A 16,463-nucleotide genomic window follows, 5' to 3' on the forward strand; every position below is an offset into this window, starting at 1 on the left:
GCCCCCTGGACCAGGAGGCCTACGAGCGCTTCCTGGACGCGCTGCTGGCGGCGCCCCGGGCCCCGCTGCACGACTTCGACACGCCCTACTTCGAGGCGTGCCTGCCCATCGAGGTGATGGCGGACCGCGGCCGCGAGACCCTCCGCCACGGGCCCATGAAGCCCGTGGGACTGGACGATCCGCGCACGGGGCGCTATCCCTACGCCGTGGTCCAGCTCCGCCAGGACGACCTCGCCGGCGAACACTTCAACCTCGTCGGGTTCCAGACGCGGCTCACCTGGGGCGCGCAGCAGGAGGTGTTCCGCCTCATCCCGGGACTGGAGCGGGCCGAGTTCGCGCGCCTGGGAAGCATCCACCGCAACACCTACGTGAACGCCCCCCGCGTCCTGGACGCGCAGCTGCGGGTGAAGGCCCTGCCCCGCCTCTGGATCGCGGGCCAGGTGAGCGGCGTGGAGGGCTACCTGGAATCGGCCGCGGGCGGCCTCGCGGCGTCGCTGTTCATGCGCCAGCACGCGCAGGACCGGGAGCCGGCGCCCCTGCCCCGGGAGACCATGCTGGGCTCGCTGCTGCACTACCTGGCCCACGCCTCGCCCAAGGATTTCTGCCCCACCAACGCCATGATCGGGCTGCTTCCGGAGATCCCCGGCGGCATCCTGGACCACCGCATGCTGAAGAGGGCCGGCGGACTTCGCGGCCTCAAGCAGGCCAAAGGGGCATATCATCGTGAAAGGGCCCTGGCCGCTCTGGAGGCCCATATCGCGGAGGCCAAGCTGTGAGACCGATCCTTCCCGTGGGGCTGGGAGTCATCCTGCTGCTGGCCGGGGGACTCTACCTGGGCATGCGCCACCAGCCCTCGGGATCGCTCCTGGACGAGCCCGCCAACCCCTTCGCGGTGGAACCCGCCCAGCCGGGATGGCGCGTGAAGTTCGTGGATTCGCAGATCCCGCTGCGGGCCCTGAAGTGGCTCCCGCCGCGCCAGGCCGGCATCCTCCTGGCCCAGGTGCAGACCCAGAGCGACCGGCAGCAGGTGGCCGTCTTCCGCGACGGGGCCTCGGCGGGCTCCTTTCCGGTGACCCGGCCCCAGGGCGTCAGCGAAGGCTTCTGGCGCTTCGCGCAGCTCCAGGACGGCTGGCTCGCCCCGGACGGCGCGGTGGTGCTCCTCTACAGGGCGGGGGACGCGGCCAGCTCCGAACCGGCCCTGGCCATGGCCCTGGAGGCCGGCGCGCCCGAGGCGCGGTGGGTCCACCGCGGGGCCTACGAGCGCATGGCGGTGAGCGGAGGCCCGGAGCCCGCGGTGTTCCTCTTCGGCCCCAAGGGCCCCGTCCAGCGCCTGCCGCTGGCCGGCACCGCGCGGCGCCCCGTCGCCAAGGACATCGAGCTTCCCCCCGAGGTGCCCGAGCTCGAGGATCTGCTGCCCACGGGGCCGTGGACCTTCCTGGCCTCCTCCCGCAACGGCCTCTCGGCCTACCTGGGCACCAAGGGCTGGACCCACTTCCCGGCGCCCGAGGACCGGGGCGTGCCCTGCGCCGGATGGCGCTCCGCGCTGGCCCACGGGGGCAAGCGCTACTGGTGGCAGCCGGCGCCGGGCAAGATCGTGCAGGTGGCCCAGGACGGCACCCTCGTGGCCGACCGGGACGTGACCGGCTTCGCCCCCGAGGACGCCCTGGCCCGGGACGCCAAGCTGCTGCGCCTCCTGGGGGCCGACGCCTCCGGGCGCCTCTGGTTCGGCCTGGCCACCCCCGCGCCCCAGGAGGCCGGCCTGGAGGACTGGCCGGCCTACGCGGCCCAGGGCCTGGGCCGCGTGTACCGCTGGAACCCCGACAAGGAGACCCTGGAGCGCCTCCTGTGGAGCCAGGCCTGGGCCTCCCTGAACCCGCCCCCGGAGGTGGCCCTGGGCGCCCCGGTGCTGCACCCCGGCGCGGGCACGATGCTCCTGGCGGGATCGCGGGCGGGCTGGTGGCTGCCCCTGGAATCCCTGCCCTTCAGGAACTGCGCCAGCTGAAGCCCGCGCCCCTCAATGGGAGGCGCTCCATTCCAGGAGCGGCCCCAGCCCCGGGATGGGTCCCTGGTGCCCGAAGGCCAGGTACCGCACCTCCCCCCCGCGCCCCCCCAGCCTTGCCGCCAACCGCTTCAAGCCGGCCTGGTTCATCTTCCGGTCCACCGACACGAAGGGCGGCGCCGACCCCATCCGGCCGTTGAAGGTCCCCGCCGCGCTGTCCCCCATGAAAAGGCCGCCGAAGGCCAGGTAGGCGCAGCTGTCGTACGTGTGCCCCGGAATCCCGAAGACCTCGATGCGATCCCCGTGGAGGTCCAGGACCTCGCCGTCCTCCAGGAGCCGCAGCTCCCGCCGGCCCCCGGCCCCGCTTTCCGTGCCCGCGCGCCCCCCCTGGATCCGGTTCCAGGCGCTCTGCCCCGCCCCGTCCCGCCGGTGCGGATTCAACGCATACAGCGCCGCCCCGGGAAACGCCCGGCTCCCCCCCGTATGATCGTCGTGCGAATGCGTGAACAGGATCGCCTTCACATCCGCCGCCCCCGGTTCATCCCCTCAGCGCCCCCAGGACCGCCTTCGCCTCCGGGTCCATCCCCGCGTCCACCAGCCCCACCCCCATCCCTGAACTGCAGGATGTGCGCCGCCACCGGCATCGGCCCGGTCCCGTCCACGACCACCGTCACCCTTCCCCCTCCAGCCGCGCCCCGTCCACCAGCGGCGACTGCCCCTTCTTGACGGCCCAGATCCCCACCCCCAAGCAGGACCAGCCCCACGACACCCCGATCACCCACCTGAGGATCCTCACTCCCACCCCCGAACTTTTTGGACGTTTTTCGGGTTCGAGTATCGCACGTGTCCCCGACATCCGCCCGCGGTACTCGGCCGGACAAGCCGGCCTCGTTGGGTTCCGAAGGGAACGATGGAGTGGCGTTCCACCTTCCGGCTCCGATCAAGGCCCTGACCGCGCCTTCATCCGGCCTTGCCGGGCGGCCTATGGAACCCAGGCCGCGCTTCAAGTGTCCCGCAGGGGCATGCCCCCCCGCGCCGACGCTGATCGGATCCGCGACGCCGCAGGGAATCCAGAGCCGGCGCGAACCGCCTTCCCCCAGCACCCCTCGAAGCCGGTACGTGGCAACACTCCCCCACCCCCCCAAGGCGAGCCCCTCCGATGACGCAGCTTGCCTGCGTCATCGAAACCGGGCCGCACGTCCGGAACCCGTACGCTCCGGAGGTTAGGCGAGGTAGTCGAAGAGGTTCTTGCTGCTGATCTTGGAGAGGACGCTGAGGGTCGCGGACTGGGCGGTGCCTTCGCGGCTGAAGCCGGTGATGGCGGTGGGGTAGTCGACGCCCTCCACCGTGTCCTGCACGGCCTGGAGGTTGGTGTTCACGTCCTGGAGGCTCGTCTTGATGTTGTCGATGCCGTTCTGGAGGCCCCCCAGCTGGGTGATGACGTCGTTCAGGTGGGTGCTGATGGCCTGGAGGTTCGTGTAGGCGGTCTGGATATTGGCGGTGTTGCCGGAGTTGAGGGCGACGCTCAGGGACTTGGCGGCGTTGAAGAGATCCAGGTTGCCGCCGTAGGAGCCGGGGGCGGCGCCGCCCAGGAAGAGGGTGTCGCCGGGGATGTTGGTGGCGGTGGTGGCGCTGGCCCCGACGGTGAAATCGATGTTCGCGTTGTTCCCGTTGTAGGTGATGGAATTGGGCTGGCCCGCCGGGGCGGTGGCGGCGTCGAAGGGCACGGTGGTGGTGTTGGTGCCGGCGAAGATGTACTTGCCCTGCACCTTCGTGTTGGCGAGGTTCACCAGGCCGGTGTAGATGCCGTCCACTTCCGAAGCGATGGCGCCGCGGCTGGTGGCGCTCTGGGTGCCGTTGAGGCCGGACTGGGCCAGCTCCATGAGCCGGGTGACCTGGGTCTGAACGGAGGAGGCGACGGTCTCGGAGTTCTGGAGGAACCCGGTGGCTGCGTTGATCTGGCTGATGAACTGGCTGTTCTGGTCGATGGAGGCCTGGAAGTTCAGGATCGCGGCGGAACCCGCCGGATCGTCCCCGAGGTTCACGATGGCCTTGCCGGTGGTGAGCTGGGAGGCGTAGTTGGAGTAGCGCTCCTTGGAACGCTGCAGGTCCAGGAGCATCTGGGACGAATTGATGGGATTGGGGGTGCGGATGGTCATGGGTCCTCTCCCTCCTAGGCGCCGAGGTTGTTGATGAGCTGTTCGGTGAGCTGGCTTATCACGGACACGAAGCGGGCCGAGGCCTGGTACCCGCGCTGGAACGTGATGAGGTTGGCGGCCTCGGTGTCCAGGTCCACCGCGGAGACGCTGTCCCGCTGGGTGGTGAGGGCGGTGGTGATGTTCTCGACGTTGGTGGAAGTGATCTTCCACTGGGCCGCGTCGGTGCTGGCCTTGGTGACCAGGCCCGCCACGAAGGAGCTGAAGGGGCCGGTGGTGGAGGCCGCGGGGCCCGCGCCCGTGCTGTCCACGGTCGCCCCGGAGGTCTGGAGGGCCACCATGGCCTGGGCGTTCTTGTTGTCGCCCGCGGCGCCGGTGCTGCTGGCCGCGAAGAGGGAGGGATTGGCGATGATGGCCGCGTTCACGGACAGGGCGAGGACCATGCCCTTGTAATCGTTGGCGGGCACCTGGGCGCCCACGTCCGGGGGCACCTGGATCCCCGTGGGCAGGTGCGCGGTGTTGCCGGCGGCGTTCTGGAAGAAGTCCAGGCCGTGCTGGACCCCGTCCAGGGAGTAGCCGGTGCTGTTCAGGGAGTTGATGTTGTAGGCCACGCCCGCGGCCAGCTCATCCATCTGCTTTTCGTAGCCGGCGATGAGGTTGTCCCGCAGATCCAGCTGGGCCCCCATCTCGCCGTTGGTGATGGAGGCGGTGACGTCCGTGAAGGGGGCGGTGCCGTTGAGGCTCACTTCCACGGAATTGTAGAAGGGCGCCGTGGCGGGGGGCGTGTTGTTCTGGATGGAGGTCATGGTGTAGGCCGTGCTCCCGATCACCAGGGGCGCGGTACCGCCGTCCAGGTTGATGTTCATCTGGCCCTTGCTGTCGATGTAGGTCTGGATCCCCACGATCTTGGCCAGCTGGTTGGCCAGGTCCTGGCGCTGGTCGATGGAGGTGTTGTCCTGGTCGGGGTTCACCTCGCCGGCCAGCTTCTTGTTGAGGGCGGCGATCTGGCTGGTGAGGGTGTTGACGGTGGGCACCAGGGCCGCCACCTGCTGGTCCGCGGTGGTCTGGGCGTCGCGCAGGGACTGGTACTTGGTCTGGAGGGTGCTGATGAGGGTCTGGGCGGCGCCCACGAGGTTGGTGCGCAGCGAGGGGTCCTCGGGCTGGGCGGCGACCTTCTGCAGGCTCGTGAAAAAGGCGTTGAGCTGGGAGCTGATGCCCGAGGTGCCGTCGTCGGTGAAGACGGAGGAGATGGCCTGGAGGCCCTGGTACCGCGTCTGGGCCCCGCTCTGCTGGGCGGTGCTCACGGTGATCTGGAGGTTGAGGAGCTGGTCCCGGATGCCCTGGATGGCCTGGAGGTTCACGCCGGTGCCGTACACCAGGCCCCCGAACATGGAGGACCCGGCGGTGCCCAGTTGCGCCACCTGCCGGCTGTATCCGGGCGTGTTGACGTTGGCGATGTTGTGGCCGATCACGTCCAGGGAATTCTGGGCCGCGGCCAGGCCCGTGAGGCCGATGTTCAATCCTGCGGTCAAGCCCGGCATGGCGATCTCCTAGGCGTTCTGGTGGAGGCGGACGGATACGGTGGGCGGAAGCGGCACGCCGCCCTTGGGGGCGTAGGTGGCGCTGTCGCTCAGCTTGGCCAGGGTGGCCCGGAGGGGGGCCTCCAGCGTGGTGATGAGGATCTTCAGGTTCCGGAGCCGGGTCTGCAGGCGCAGGGCCTCCTCCCGGTCCCGGGGCCAGCCGATGACTTCCTGCCACCGCACGGTGGCCAGAAGGGGGATGGGATCCTCGCCCGCGATGAGCCTGGCCTCAAGGTCATTGAGCAGGGCGGGCAGCGAGTGCAGCATGAAGAGCCTCCAGGCCCTCCCTGCGCAAAGGCTGTGCCGGGTCTGTCAGGCCAGGAAATCCAGGTGGCCTTCGGCAGGAATTGCCGGTTCCCCCCAGGACTCCCGCTCGTCCCCTTCCTCCGGACTTTCGCCCTTCTCCTTGCCACGCGGCTGCTGCCGGCCCTGACGCTCCTCCGTGCGCATGGCGTCGGCCTTTGGTATTAATGGAACATTATTCTGTTCCTGCGTCATCTGGTCGTCCACGTTCCTTCGGTGGGCGGCATCCCTGGCCTGCAGCTCATGGACGCCCTGGGCTTCCCGGAGGGCTTCCAGGTTCGCGGTCTGGAACGATTGGCGCAGGGTGAGGGGGTTCATGGGCGCGGACCGTCAAGGCTCCTGGCGCACGGGGGTGTGTTCGCGCACGAGGCCGTCGGCCACGGCATCCCCGTCGGGGTTGTAGGCGTCCGCGTCGATCCGGGCGCGGATGGCCTCGACCTTCTCCTGGCGCACGTCGGGAATGGCCTCCAGCCGGGCCCGGGCCACGGAGATGAAGTGCGCCCCGTTGGAAACGCTGAGGGCATCGGCCGCCACGGGGGCCCCCACGGGGCCCGTGGAAGCGGGCTGCGCCCCGCCGCCCACCTTCTGGGAGGCTCCCGGCGCTCCGGTCTTGATTGAAACCCTCATTTCTCACCTCACCTCGATCTTAGTATCGGCAGGAGGCGGGTTCCAATTAAGTTCTGTTCATCTGTATTGCTTCGAGGCCTTCAGGGAGGACTCCAGGCGTTCACTCAGACCCCAGGTCTTCCCGCTGTCCATGGCATGGTTGACGACGGCCTGGTCAAGCAAATATTCATACGTGCCCCGGGCGGAATCGTTGGTGCCGAAAAGGCCCGAGGGGTGCACCGTCTTGCGCATCTCCTTGAAGAGATTGGCCATCAGGAGGCCCTCGAACTGCTTGGCGGCTTCCTTGGCATCCTTCCCGCCGGGGAGGGCGGGGGTCACCAGGTCCTGGGCCGGGACCGCGGCGGCGGGCAGGATGGGGGCGCTCACAGGATCCTCAGCTCGGCGTTCAGGGCGCCGGCGTCCTTCATGGCCTGGAGGATGGCCACCAGGTCCCGGGGGGTGACCCCGACATTGTTGAGCATTTCCGCGAGCCGGCCCACGGTGGTGCCGGGCTCCAGGGTCAGGGACTTCACCTTTTCGTCCTCGGCCTTCACCTCGCCGGTGGCGGTGGTGGTGGTCCGCCCCTTGCTGAGGGGCTTGGGCTGGCTCACCTGGGCGGTGTTCGTTACGGAGATGGACAGGCCGGCCTGGACGATGCTCACGGCGCCGATGTGCACGTCCGAACCCATGATGACTGTGCCGGTCTTCTCGTTCACCACCACCCGGGCGTGGGACTGCAGTTGGATGGGCAGGTTCTCGAGCCGGGCCACCAGCTCCACGATGCGCCCCTGGAACTCCGAGGGCACCGGCACCTCCACGGTGCGCGCGTCCAGGGCCCGGGCCGGGGCCGAGGGCAGTTCCTGGTTGATGGCCTTGACCACGCGCACGGCGGTGGTGAAGTCCTCCATGAGCAGGTTGTACCGCAGCACCTTGCGGTCGTTGAAATTGCCGCCCACCTCCCGCTCCACCAGGCCCCCTTCGGGGATGCGGCCCGCGGTGGGGTGGTTCTTGGTGTTGGAGGCGCCGGCGGTGGCCACGGAAAAGCCGCCCACCAGGAGGGGGCCCTGGGCCACCACGTACACCTGGCCGTCGGGGCCCTGGAGGGGGGTCATGAGGAGGGTTCCGCCGGCCAGGGACGAGGCGTCGCCGTTGGAGCTGACCGTGACGTCCACCCGCTGGCCGGGTCTGCCGAAGGCGGGCAGTTCGGCCGTGACGATGACCGAGGCCACGTTCTTCACGTTCACGCCGGTGGTGGGGATGCTGATGCCCTGGCGGGCCATGAGATTGGCCAGGCTCTGGATGGTGAACTTGGACTGGATGGTGTCGCCCGTGCCCTTGAGGCCCACCACGAGGCCGTAGCCCAGGAGCATGTTGCCCCGCACGCCCTGGAGGGAGGCCACCTCCCGCAGCGGGAGGTCGATGCCCTTGTCGGGGAGGGCTGCCGCCAGGAGGGCGGGGGCGAGGAAAAGGAGGAGTCTGCGCATGGGTCCCGCCTCAGAACGGCCAGATGAAGGACAGGAGGCGGCTCACGTAGCCCGGCTTCAGGGTCTCGTCCACCACGCCCTGGCCGCCGTAGCCCACGCGCAGCTCGGCCACTTGTGCCGAGCCGATGGTGTTGGCGGTGTCCAGGCGCGCGGGATCGAGCATCCCGGCCACGTACAGGCGCTGCTTCTCGTTGTTGAGCTGGATGTCCCGGTATCCCTCGAAGATCAGGTTCCCGTTGCCCAGGACCTTCACCACCCGGGCGGTGATGGTGGTGGTGAACAGGGCGCTGCGGTCCGTGACGCCGTTTCCGGCGTACTTGTTCGTGGTGGCGGTCTTGAAGCCCCCGGTGGCCGCGGCCCCGCTGCCCACCCCCACGCTGGCCAACCGGCTGAAGAGCGACGGGGAGGTGAGGGTGTTGGACCCGGCCCGGGAGGTGGTGACGTCGGCCTTGGAGGTGGCCGTGGTGGATTCCGTGATCTTGATGGTCACCAGATCGTTGAGGCGGTGGGCCCGCAGATCGGCCACCGTGAGGCGGTCCTGCCACAGGGAGCCGTCCGAGAGGGGCGCGGCGGCCGGGCCCTCCTCGGCGTAGGGGATCCGGGGCTGCTTGGTGAGACTGGGATCATGGGTCTTGGGGATGGAGCACCCCAGGACCAGAACTCCGACCGCGATGGGCAAAAGATACCGCATGACCTGCCTCCATGCCGGGTATGGGCAGGGGTCGTGCCAGAAGGCCGGGGCCCCCTTGACATGCGCTTGGATCATGCGCATTCTTTATGCGCACCTAACGCCGGAGGCGCCCATGCTGCCCGATTACCGCATCGATGCCCCGAAGCGCCCCGTCAACCTCAGCCTGAACAGCGACCTCCTGAGGTTGGGAAAGGAACTGGGCCTGAACCTCTCCAGCCTGGCGGAGCAGGCCATCGCCCAGGCCATCCGGGCCCACCTGGCGGAAAAGTGGCTGGGCGAGAACCGGGACGCCATCCAGGCCTACAACCGGCGCGTGGAGGCCCAGGGGGTCTTCAGCGACGGGGCCCGGACCTTCTGATGGCCCAATTTTCCGTCCACGCCAACCCCAACGCCCGGTCCAAGGGCGAGGTGCCCTACCTTCTGGACGTGCAGTCGGACCTCATGTCCCTGCTGGCCACCCGCGTCGTCGTGCCCCTGTACCGCCCGGAAGGCGCCCGGTCCCAGGCCCTGACCCGCCTCACGCCCGAAGTGCGCTTCCAGGGAATGCCGCTGATCGCCATGGTCCCGGAGATGGCGGGCATCCGCGGGCGGGACCTGGGGGCCGCCGTCGGGGAGCTGGCTTCGGCCCGGAAGGAGATCCTCCAGGCCATCGATCTGCTGCTGACCGGATTCTGAGGCGCCTTGGTGGATGTATCGGCAACTAGTGATGGGGCTCCAGCCTTGACCTGAGGTTCTTTATCCTGCTCTTTCCCCTGGATCCTTTTCATCCCCGTTTGAAATACGCTGGGAGTTGCCGGCGCCTTGGGGTCAGGACGTCGAGTAACCTGAGCTCCGACCCATCCCCGCGTCAGCCCTGCGGAAACGTGGATGAACGCCGATGGATGGGATGAACGGGGATCCGCTCAGCCTGGTACAGCCCCTTCATCGCGGGTTCAAGGCACCTGGGGTTTGCCGGCACCCCCTAGAGCAGCGCCATGAGGCACCGGTCGTGGCCGGCCAGGTCCTGGTGGACCACCGCGCGCTTCCAGCCCGAGGCCAGGGCCCGGGCCTTGAGCTCCTCCCCCTGCCCCGCGCCGATTTCCAGGACGCAGCCGGGGGCGGCGCGGCGCCGGGCCTCCCGGAGGATCTCGGCGGACAGGGCCAGGCCCCGGTCCGGGGCGAATAGGGCCGTGGCGGGCTCGAAGGCCAGCTCCCGCTGGAGGCCGGGGGCGTCGGCGGGGTCCACGTAGGGGGGGTTGGACACCACAAGGCCCAGGGGCTCCTTCAGGGGCGCAAGGAGGTGGCCCCGCCGGAAGGCCACCTTGGCCCCCAGGGCCGCGGCGTTGGCGCGGGCGGCCTTCAGGGCCCCCGGGCTGATGTCCGAGGCCTGGATCTCCCAGTCCGTCTCCAGGGCCATGCACACGGCGAGGATGCCCGAGCCGGTCCCCACGTCGCAGGCGTGGAGGACCCCCAGGCGCCGGCCCACCTCCAGGGCGGCCTCCAGCACCAGTTCGGTTTCGGGCCGGGGGATGAGGGTGTCCCGGGTCACGGAGAAGCGGCGGCCCCGGAAGGCGCACCAGCCCAGGATGTACGACCAGGGCTCGCCCTGCCTGCGCCGCTCCAGCCACTGGGCCACCCTGGCCCGGTCCCCGTCGGGAACGGGGTCGTCGCCGTGGGCCAGGAGCCAGGAGGGGGACAGGTCCAGGCCCTCCTGGAGCCAGCGGCGGCTTTCGGCGCGCGCCTCGGCCCGGTCCAGGAATCCGGACAGGGCCGAGGCGAGGTCGCCGGCGAACTGGGCGTAGGTCAGGGGCACGGGCGGTTTATTTGGCGGCCATCAATTCATTGGCGCGGTCCAGGCTGGCCTTGGCCACGTCCTCGTGGAGGCTGCCGCCGTGGCTGTCCATGGTGACCACCAGGGGGAAGTCCTCCACCTCGATCACCCAGAAGGCCTCGGGGCTTCCGAATTCCTCCAGCATCTTCACGTCCACGACCCGCTTGACCCGCTCGGCCAGGAGGGCCCCGGCGCCGCCGGTGGCGTGGAGGTAGCAGGCCCCCACCTTGCCCAGGGCCTCGGAGGTCTTGCGGCCCATGCCGCCCTTGCCGATGACGCCGCGCACGGTGTAGGTCTCGAGCACATCCGCCTGGTAGGGCTCCTCGCGGATGCTGGTGGTGGGGCCGGCGGAGACGAAGGACCAGTGCCCGTCCTCGTGGTGCGCCACCACGGGGCCGCAGTGGTAGATCACGGCCTCGTGCAGGAGCGGCTTGAGCCAGTCGGGCTTCTTCTCCACCATGAACTTGTGGCCGATGTCCCGGGAGAGGACCACGCGGCCGTTGAGGAGGATCTCGTCGCCGACCTTGAGGCCGCGGATGACGTCTTCGGAGATGGGGGTCGTGATGCGCTTCACGGGAGCCTCCTAGCGGTACACGGCGGAGCCGGTTTCATCCAGAACCAGGTCCATGCGCCGGCTGGACCAGCACATGTAGCTGATGCTCACGAAGAAGCTGGCGGGATGGCGGAACATCTCGGACACGAGCACGCCCAGGACCGTGGTGCGCCCGCCGTAGCCCATGGGGCCGATGCCCAGGGTGTTGATCTCCTCGGTGAGCCGGCGCTCGAAGGCGTCCAGCTTGGGGTCGGGGTTCGGGGTGCCCAGCTTGCGGAGGATGACCTCCTTGCTGCGCTCGTAGCCCGTGACCCGGTCCCCGCCGATGGCCACCCCGAGGATGCCCGGGGAGCAGCCCTGGCCCTGGGCCTTGGTGACGGCGTCGATGATGCACTTGCGCACGCCGCCCAGGTCGCGGCCCGCGCCCAGGGCGGCGTCGGGAAGGCGGTACTGGGCGCCCACGTTCTCGCAGCCGCCGCCCTTGAGCATGATGGAGATCTCGATGCCCGGCTCCTCCCGCTCCTCGAAGTGGATGACGGGGTGCCCCTCGCCCAGGGGGTCCATGTTGTTGCCGGGGTTCCGGCCCGAAAGGGCCTCCACGCAGTTGGGGCGCAGCCAGGACTTGGCGGTGGCGTCGGCCACGGCCTTCCGGATCTGCTCCCGGAGCCGGCGCTGGGAGACGCCGAAGGGGTGGCGCACCCAGAAGATGATCGTGCCGGTGTCCTGGCACAGCGGCGAGACGTGGTCGTCGGCCAGGGTGATGTTCTCGATCATGGTGTCCAGCGTGTTGGCGGCCCGGGACCCCTCGGCCTCCAGGTTCCGGTTGGCCACCACGGCCTCGATGATGTCCTGGGGCAGCCGGCTCGTCGTCCGGCGGATGAGCTCCATCACCGGCAGGGTGAGGTCGAGGGTCGCGGGGTGGGCCAGGTCGGCCTTCCAGTCCTTCGGCAACACCGACTTGGACTCCACCGTCCCCAGGGAGGTGAGATTGGGCATGGAACAGGCGGTCATGGGTCCCCCTTTGCGTCCTCTAGGTGTAGGTCCGATTCAAAAGATTAACAACTCTTTTTTGGGCTCAGGAACTCCAGGCCCTGCACAGGGCCGTGGTGAGGTTCAGCAGGGGGGAGGGACTGCGGGAAAGGGCCACGCCCTTGAGGTCCATGTCCGTCTGGTTCACCAGATGGAGGAGGCGGGCGGCCCCCTCGGGGCCGATGCGGGTCAGGACCCGGTCATAGCCGTCGAACAGGAAGGCCTGGTTGGGGCCCAGGCCCATGGCGGCCACCTGGCCGTCCCGGCTGCGCACGCCGTTGCGCCGGGCGTCGTTCAGGCGGCACAGGCGCTCCACCTCCCGCCGGGCCTGGCCCAGGAGCATGAGCGGGGCGCCGCTGGGGTCGTCCTCCACGGCCTGGCGCAGGGCCGCCAGGGCCGGGGCGGCGGAACCGCCCTGCCAGGCCTTGGACCAGGCGAAGGCGGTTTGCTCGCCCAGACGGAAGGTCGCCTTGTCCACCAGGTCCGCCTCCACGCGGCGGTCCTCCGCCAGCAGGTCCAGCACCTCCAGGCACCGGCGCAGGATGCCGGGGTTGCCGCCCATGCGCACGGCGATGCGCTTGGCCACCCCCGAACCCAGGCGCAGGCCCATGCGGGCGGCCTCCGCCTCCACCCATCCGGGGGCCTCCTTCTCGTCCATGGCGCCGAGCTTGAGGACCCTGCCCTGCTTGGCCCAGTCGCTGAAGGGCTTGGCGCCCAGGATCTTGCCGGGGCCCGCGGAGAGGGTGCCCCGGGCCACCAGGAGGAGCCGGGTGGACGGCAGGGGTTCCTGCACGAGGCGCTTCACGGAGGCGGGCAGTTCCTTGGCCTTTTCCAGCAGGTTGTCCGCCTGGGGCACCAGCACCACCCGGTCGGCGCCCAGGGGCGCCGATTCGGTGAGGGCGTTCACCACCTCGGCCCAGGGGCAGCCCTCGGCGCACACGGTGAAGGAGAACACTTCCCACTCCGGATCCACGTGCACGGCCTTCCAGGCCTCCACGGCCTCCCTGCGGCCGTCGCCATCCTCCCCGTGGAGGAGGGCGAAGGGGGAATCCAGCCAGGTGCGGGGGATGGCCATTCAGTCGCTCCCTTCCAGCAGCTGGGTCAGGAAGCTTTCGGCGAAATCGTCGGAGAGGGTGGCCAGCACCCGCAGTTCCTGGTTGTTGAAGCTGGCGAAGTTCTGGTCGACCCGGTACTGGTTCGAGAAGGTGAGCCCGGGCCGGGTGATGACCACGTCCCCGGTGACCCCGTCCAGCAGCTGCACGGAGGCCACCACCACCACCTCCACCCGGGTGGCGCTGCCGGCGGAGCCCTTCACGGAATCGCTGCCCAGGGAAAGCCCCAGGGCCCGCACCTCGTAGCGCTCGATGGCCCCCTGGAGCACCCACCGGCTGGCCGCGCTCTGGGGCACCAGGCGCCAGGGGGAGGCCGCCACGATGCGGTTCTCCAGGGCCTTGCGGAAGGTCTCCTCGGCGCCCAGTTTGGGCGTGTTGTTGCGGAAGGTGGCGATGCGCACCGTCTGGCCCTTCACCATCCAGGCCGCGGCCCGGGGGCGGTTGTCCAGCCGGTGGTAGCCGCAACCCAACAGGAGGAATCCGGCCAGGGCCGGCGCGAGATTTCGGGCCATGACGCTCTTTCAGGCGGGATTGTAGATTCCCACGTAGGGGAGGTTGCGCAGCTTGCCTTCCAGGTCCAGGCCGTAGCCCACCACGAAGTGGTCCTCGATGGAAAAGCCGATGTAGTCCACGGGCACTTCCACCCGGCGCCGGCTGGGCTTGCTCAGGAGGGTGCAGATCCTCAGGCTGGCGGGCTCCCGGTCCAGGAGCAGGTTCCGCACCTTGTGGAGGGTGAGCCCGGTGTCCACGATGTCCTCCACCACCAGGGCGTGGCGGCCCCGGATGGACTTGTCGATGTCGGTGAGGATCTTCACCTCCCCGGTGGATTCCAGGCCGTGGCCGTAGCTGGCCACCCGCATGAAATTCACGTCCATGTCCAGCTTGATGGCCCGGGTCAGGTCCGCGAAGAAGGGGTAGACCCCGTTCAGGAGGCCGATGACGACCAGGTCCTTGCCCGCGTAGTCCCGGGCGATTTCGTCGCCCAGCTCCTGCACGCGGGCGGCGATCTGGGCTTCGGTGAGCAGGGGGTAGATGCGGCTGAGGGAAGCGGACATGGGTTTCTCCAGATTCTTTATACCATTCAACCCGGGCCCCGCCCCCGGGGTCTAGTAGGCAGGACCCATGTCCGGGTCTTGTGCTTTATGGGTGGGCCCCTGATGATATCCCTTGCGTTCCCAGCCAGAGACGAGAGGTTGATGCAGCAGGCCGCCCTGGATTCCCCCTACCACGGACCCGAGGTCCAGGAATGGGTCATTGCCGCCCAGGGCGGGGACCAGGCCGCCTTCGGCAAGCTGGTGGAGCGGTTCCAGCGGGACGTGTACGGCAAGGCCTTCTCCATCCTCAAGAACCACCTGGACGCCGACGACGTGGTCCAGGAGACCTTCCTGCGGGTCTTCCGGGCCCTGCCGGGCTTCCGGTTCGAGTCCTCCTTCCGCACCTGGCTGATCACCATCACCACCCGCCAGGCCCTCAATTTCCTGGGGCGCACCCGCTCCAGCCACGAAAGCCTGGACCCCACCCCCGACGGCCAGGAGCACCTGGCCCTGCGGGTGGAGGACAACCAGATGTCGACCCTCCTGGACCAGGAGTCCCGGCGCCTGCTGCGGGAGGCCCTGCCCCGCCTGCCCAAGCGCCAGCGCCAGGCCCTCCTCCTCAAGATCGAGAACGACTGGAAATACGACCAGATCGCTTCGGAAATGAACATCTCGGTGGGCAGCGTCAAGGCCCACGTGTTCCACGCCATCCAGAACCTGTCGCAACTCATCAAAGGGGGGAGGCCATGATGACCTGCCTGGAAGCCCTCGCCGCCATCGAAGCGGATCCCCTGGACCTGCCGGCGGAGGTGGAGGCCCACGTGCGGGGCTGCTCCGGCTGCTCCGAAGCCCGGGTCACCTGGCTGGCCCTGGACGACGCCCCCGCCGCCCTGGCCCCGGCGGGCTACTTCGACCAGCTGCCCTCGCGCATCGTGCGCAAACTCCCCACCCGTCCCCGGGCCGGCGGCGGCCACGGGGCCCTGTGGGCCCTGGCGGCCGGCCTTCTCATGGCGGTGGGCGCCGGCGGCTTCTGGCTGGGCCGGGCCAACCGCCAGCCCCTGGTGGAGGCCACCTACACCCCGGCCGCCGCGGAGCTCCCGGCGGCCCTGCCCGAGACCCCCTTCATGGAAGGCGAGGACGAAGTGGCCCAGTTGCGCAAGCTCACCCCCGAAAAGGCCGATACGGTCCTGGAGGGCCTCGAGCCCAAGCCCGCCAAGGATCCCAAGCCATGACCCGCCCGGAGGCCCCCTTGATGAAATCGGCGTTGCTGCTCGGCCTCTGCGCCACCCTGGGCCTGGCCCAGGCCCCCAGGTCCCCCCAGCACCCGCCCCGGAACGCCCCCCCCAGCCGGGTGCAGGACCCGCGCTTCATGGCCAGGCTCTTCCAGTGGCGCGCCAGCCGCATCCAGAGCGTGCTGGGCCTGCCCGAGGACCGGGCCCGGATGATGGCCGAGAAGTGGGGCCGCTGGGACCGGGAGCACATGGAACGGGGCCAGCAGACCGCGGAGTTGCGCCGGCAGTTCCACCAGATCCTCATGGGCCCCGAGGCCGAGGACGAGAAGAACGTCCGGCTCAAGCCGGTGGTGGACGGCTACATGACCCTGCGCCGGGCCCAGGAGGCCGGCCGCAAGCAGTTCGAGGAGGACATCCGCGCCGGCCTGTCCCCCGCCCAGCAGGCCCGCCTCATCCTCGTGATGGAAGAGATCCAGCAGAAGCTGAGGGAAGGCCTGAAGGACGCCCGGTAGGAGCTTGGCTGCGTAATCGGTACGTGTCCCAGACGCTCGCCCTGTTTCGTCCTCGCCGGCCAAGCCGGCGATGACGGGGGGGTGCGGAAGAGGCGTTGGGGCTGTGCTACGCCCAACTCACTTCGTTGAGCGGATGGGAATCCGGAAGGAGATGGCTCTCCTGGAAGACCCAGGCGAGGAGAGCGGCTCCCATGGGTTCGTGGGTTTGCTTCGCGATGGCCCTCCCGGTGCCGGTGGGCGCCGACGTTGAATGGTTTGCACCACCCACAATCTTTTGAAGTCAGCTCGAGCCCAGACCTGCCGAAGGCCCGGTTCGAGACGAGGTCGCTTTGCTAATTAGCTTTGGCGCGGTCCAAGGCCCT

General features: G+C 69.4%; 22 protein-coding genes (1 of these 22 only partly in view). 7 read left to right on the top strand and 15 right to left on the bottom strand.

Translation table 11 applies throughout. The features are described from left to right. Positions 1-776: the 3' portion of a methylenetetrahydrofolate--tRNA-(uracil(54)-C(5))-methyltransferase (FADH(2)-oxidizing) TrmFO gene (trmFO, locus tag R2J76_RS12790; protein ID WP_316411993.1), read on the top strand. The gene continues 568 nt to the left of window position 1, outside the view; 776 of the gene's 1,344 nt are visible here — the last part of the coding sequence; its start codon lies off the left edge, out of view; the stop codon is at positions 774-776. After that, on the top strand, positions 773-2,002 hold the full coding sequence (locus R2J76_RS12795; protein WP_316411994.1) for a hypothetical protein: 1,230 nt from the start codon (positions 773-775) through the stop codon (positions 2,000-2,002). Before trmFO ends, R2J76_RS12795 begins: the two co-directional genes overlap by 4 nt. 12 nt (positions 2,003-2,014) lie before the next feature. Here R2J76_RS12795 and R2J76_RS12800 read toward each other — a convergent pair whose 3' ends face one another. The 9 genes from R2J76_RS12800 to R2J76_RS12840 form a co-directional block, all read right to left on the bottom strand. Beyond that, positions 2,015-2,521 carry an MBL fold metallo-hydrolase gene (locus R2J76_RS12800; protein ID WP_316411995.1) on the bottom strand — a complete coding sequence of 169 codons (507 nt, stop codon included), beginning with the start codon at positions 2,519-2,521 and terminating at the stop codon, positions 2,015-2,017. A 701-nt stretch (positions 2,522-3,222) separates the two neighbouring features. After that, positions 3,223-4,158 carry a flagellar hook-associated protein FlgL gene (gene flgL, locus R2J76_RS12805; RefSeq protein ID WP_316411996.1) on the bottom strand — a complete coding sequence of 312 codons (936 nt, stop codon included), beginning with the start codon at positions 4,156-4,158 and terminating at the stop codon, positions 3,223-3,225. 14 nt (positions 4,159-4,172) lie between these two features. Next, a complete protein-coding gene (gene flgK, locus R2J76_RS12810; RefSeq protein ID WP_316411997.1) occupies positions 4,173-5,696 on the bottom strand; it encodes a flagellar hook-associated protein FlgK in 1,524 nt (507 codons plus the stop codon). A 9-nt stretch (positions 5,697-5,705) separates the two neighbouring features. Next, positions 5,706-6,002: a glutathione S-transferase family protein gene (locus tag R2J76_RS12815; protein WP_316411998.1), complete on the bottom strand. Its 297-nt coding sequence runs from the start codon at positions 6,000-6,002 to the stop codon at positions 5,706-5,708. Positions 6,003-6,047: 45 nt separating this feature from the next. Next, entirely contained in the window at positions 6,048-6,356 is a 309-nt protein-coding gene (locus R2J76_RS12820) for a hypothetical protein (RefSeq protein WP_316411999.1), read from the bottom strand. A gap of 12 nt (positions 6,357-6,368) precedes the next feature. Beyond that, entirely contained in the window at positions 6,369-6,665 is a 297-nt protein-coding gene (gene flgM / locus R2J76_RS12825; RefSeq protein ID WP_316412000.1) for a flagellar biosynthesis anti-sigma factor FlgM, read from the bottom strand. A gap of 57 nt (positions 6,666-6,722) precedes the next feature. Next, complete coding sequence (locus tag R2J76_RS12830) at positions 6,723-7,031, bottom strand: rod-binding protein (protein ID WP_316412001.1); 309 nt, start codon at positions 7,029-7,031, stop codon at positions 6,723-6,725. Continuing rightward, the gene (locus R2J76_RS12835) at positions 7,028-8,128 is read right to left on the bottom strand and encodes a flagellar basal body P-ring protein FlgI (protein WP_316412002.1); all 1,101 of its coding nucleotides are present in this window, start codon (positions 8,126-8,128) and stop codon (positions 7,028-7,030) included. Before R2J76_RS12835 ends, R2J76_RS12830 begins: the two co-directional genes overlap by 4 nt. A 10-nt stretch (positions 8,129-8,138) precedes the next feature. Next, positions 8,139-8,819: a flagellar basal body L-ring protein FlgH gene (locus R2J76_RS12840; protein ID WP_316412003.1), complete on the bottom strand. Its 681-nt coding sequence runs from the start codon at positions 8,817-8,819 to the stop codon at positions 8,139-8,141. 112 nt (positions 8,820-8,931) lie between these two features. On the opposite strand from R2J76_RS12840, the gene R2J76_RS12845 reads away from it, so the two are divergent. Together R2J76_RS12845 and R2J76_RS12850 are read left to right on the top strand one after the other, a co-directional pair. Then, on the top strand, positions 8,932-9,177 hold the full coding sequence (locus tag R2J76_RS12845; protein WP_316412004.1) for a type II toxin-antitoxin system CcdA family antitoxin: 246 nt from the start codon (positions 8,932-8,934) through the stop codon (positions 9,175-9,177). Then, positions 9,177-9,494 (top strand): CcdB family protein, encoded by a 318-nt coding sequence (locus R2J76_RS12850; RefSeq protein ID WP_316412005.1) that lies wholly within the window; start codon positions 9,177-9,179, stop codon positions 9,492-9,494. The genes R2J76_RS12845 and R2J76_RS12850 overlap by 1 nt, the downstream gene beginning before the upstream one ends. A 286-nt stretch (positions 9,495-9,780) precedes the next feature. On the opposite strand, the gene prmC is transcribed toward R2J76_RS12850, so the two are convergent. From prmC to hpt, 6 genes are all read right to left on the bottom strand, one after another. After that, a complete protein-coding gene (gene prmC / locus R2J76_RS12855) occupies positions 9,781-10,611 on the bottom strand; it encodes a peptide chain release factor N(5)-glutamine methyltransferase (RefSeq protein WP_316412006.1) in 831 nt (276 codons plus the stop codon). Positions 10,612-10,618: 7 nt separating this feature from the next. Next, a complete protein-coding gene (locus R2J76_RS12860; protein WP_316412007.1) occupies positions 10,619-11,203 on the bottom strand; it encodes a FumA C-terminus/TtdB family hydratase beta subunit in 585 nt (194 codons plus the stop codon). A 9-nt stretch (positions 11,204-11,212) separates the two neighbouring features. Further along, positions 11,213-12,193, bottom strand: coding sequence for a fumarate hydratase (locus R2J76_RS12865; RefSeq protein ID WP_316412008.1), 981 nt, complete (start codon positions 12,191-12,193; stop codon positions 11,213-11,215). Between the two features lie 64 nt (positions 12,194-12,257). Next, entirely contained in the window at positions 12,258-13,286 is a 1,029-nt protein-coding gene (holA, locus tag R2J76_RS12870; protein WP_316412009.1) for a DNA polymerase III subunit delta, read from the bottom strand. Continuing rightward, positions 13,287-13,835, bottom strand: a complete 549-nt coding sequence (gene lptE, locus R2J76_RS12875; RefSeq protein ID WP_316412010.1) for an LPS assembly lipoprotein LptE — start codon at positions 13,833-13,835, stop codon at positions 13,287-13,289. Between the two features lie 9 nt (positions 13,836-13,844). Then, a complete protein-coding gene (gene hpt / locus R2J76_RS12880; protein ID WP_316412011.1) occupies positions 13,845-14,378 on the bottom strand; it encodes a hypoxanthine phosphoribosyltransferase in 534 nt (177 codons plus the stop codon). Between the two features lie 141 nt (positions 14,379-14,519). Between hpt and R2J76_RS12885 the strand changes: the two genes are divergently transcribed. The 3 genes from R2J76_RS12885 to R2J76_RS12895 are packed head-to-tail and all read left to right on the top strand — an operon-like array spanning position 14,520 to position 16,101. Beyond that, positions 14,520-15,107, top strand: a complete 588-nt coding sequence (locus R2J76_RS12885) for an RNA polymerase sigma factor (RefSeq protein WP_316412012.1) — start codon at positions 14,520-14,522, stop codon at positions 15,105-15,107. Continuing rightward, positions 15,107-15,589 (top strand): hypothetical protein, encoded by a 483-nt coding sequence (locus tag R2J76_RS12890; protein WP_316412013.1) that lies wholly within the window; start codon positions 15,107-15,109, stop codon positions 15,587-15,589. Before R2J76_RS12885 ends, R2J76_RS12890 begins: the two co-directional genes overlap by 1 nt. A 20-nt stretch (positions 15,590-15,609) precedes the next feature. Further along, a complete protein-coding gene (locus R2J76_RS12895) occupies positions 15,610-16,101 on the top strand; it encodes a hypothetical protein (RefSeq protein ID WP_316412014.1) in 492 nt (163 codons plus the stop codon). Positions 16,102-16,463 lie beyond the last annotated feature (362 nt).

This window comes from Mesoterricola silvestris (genome assembly GCF_030295405.1).
In the GTDB taxonomy this organism is placed as follows: domain Bacteria; phylum Acidobacteriota; class Holophagae; order Holophagales; family Holophagaceae; genus Mesoterricola; species Mesoterricola silvestris.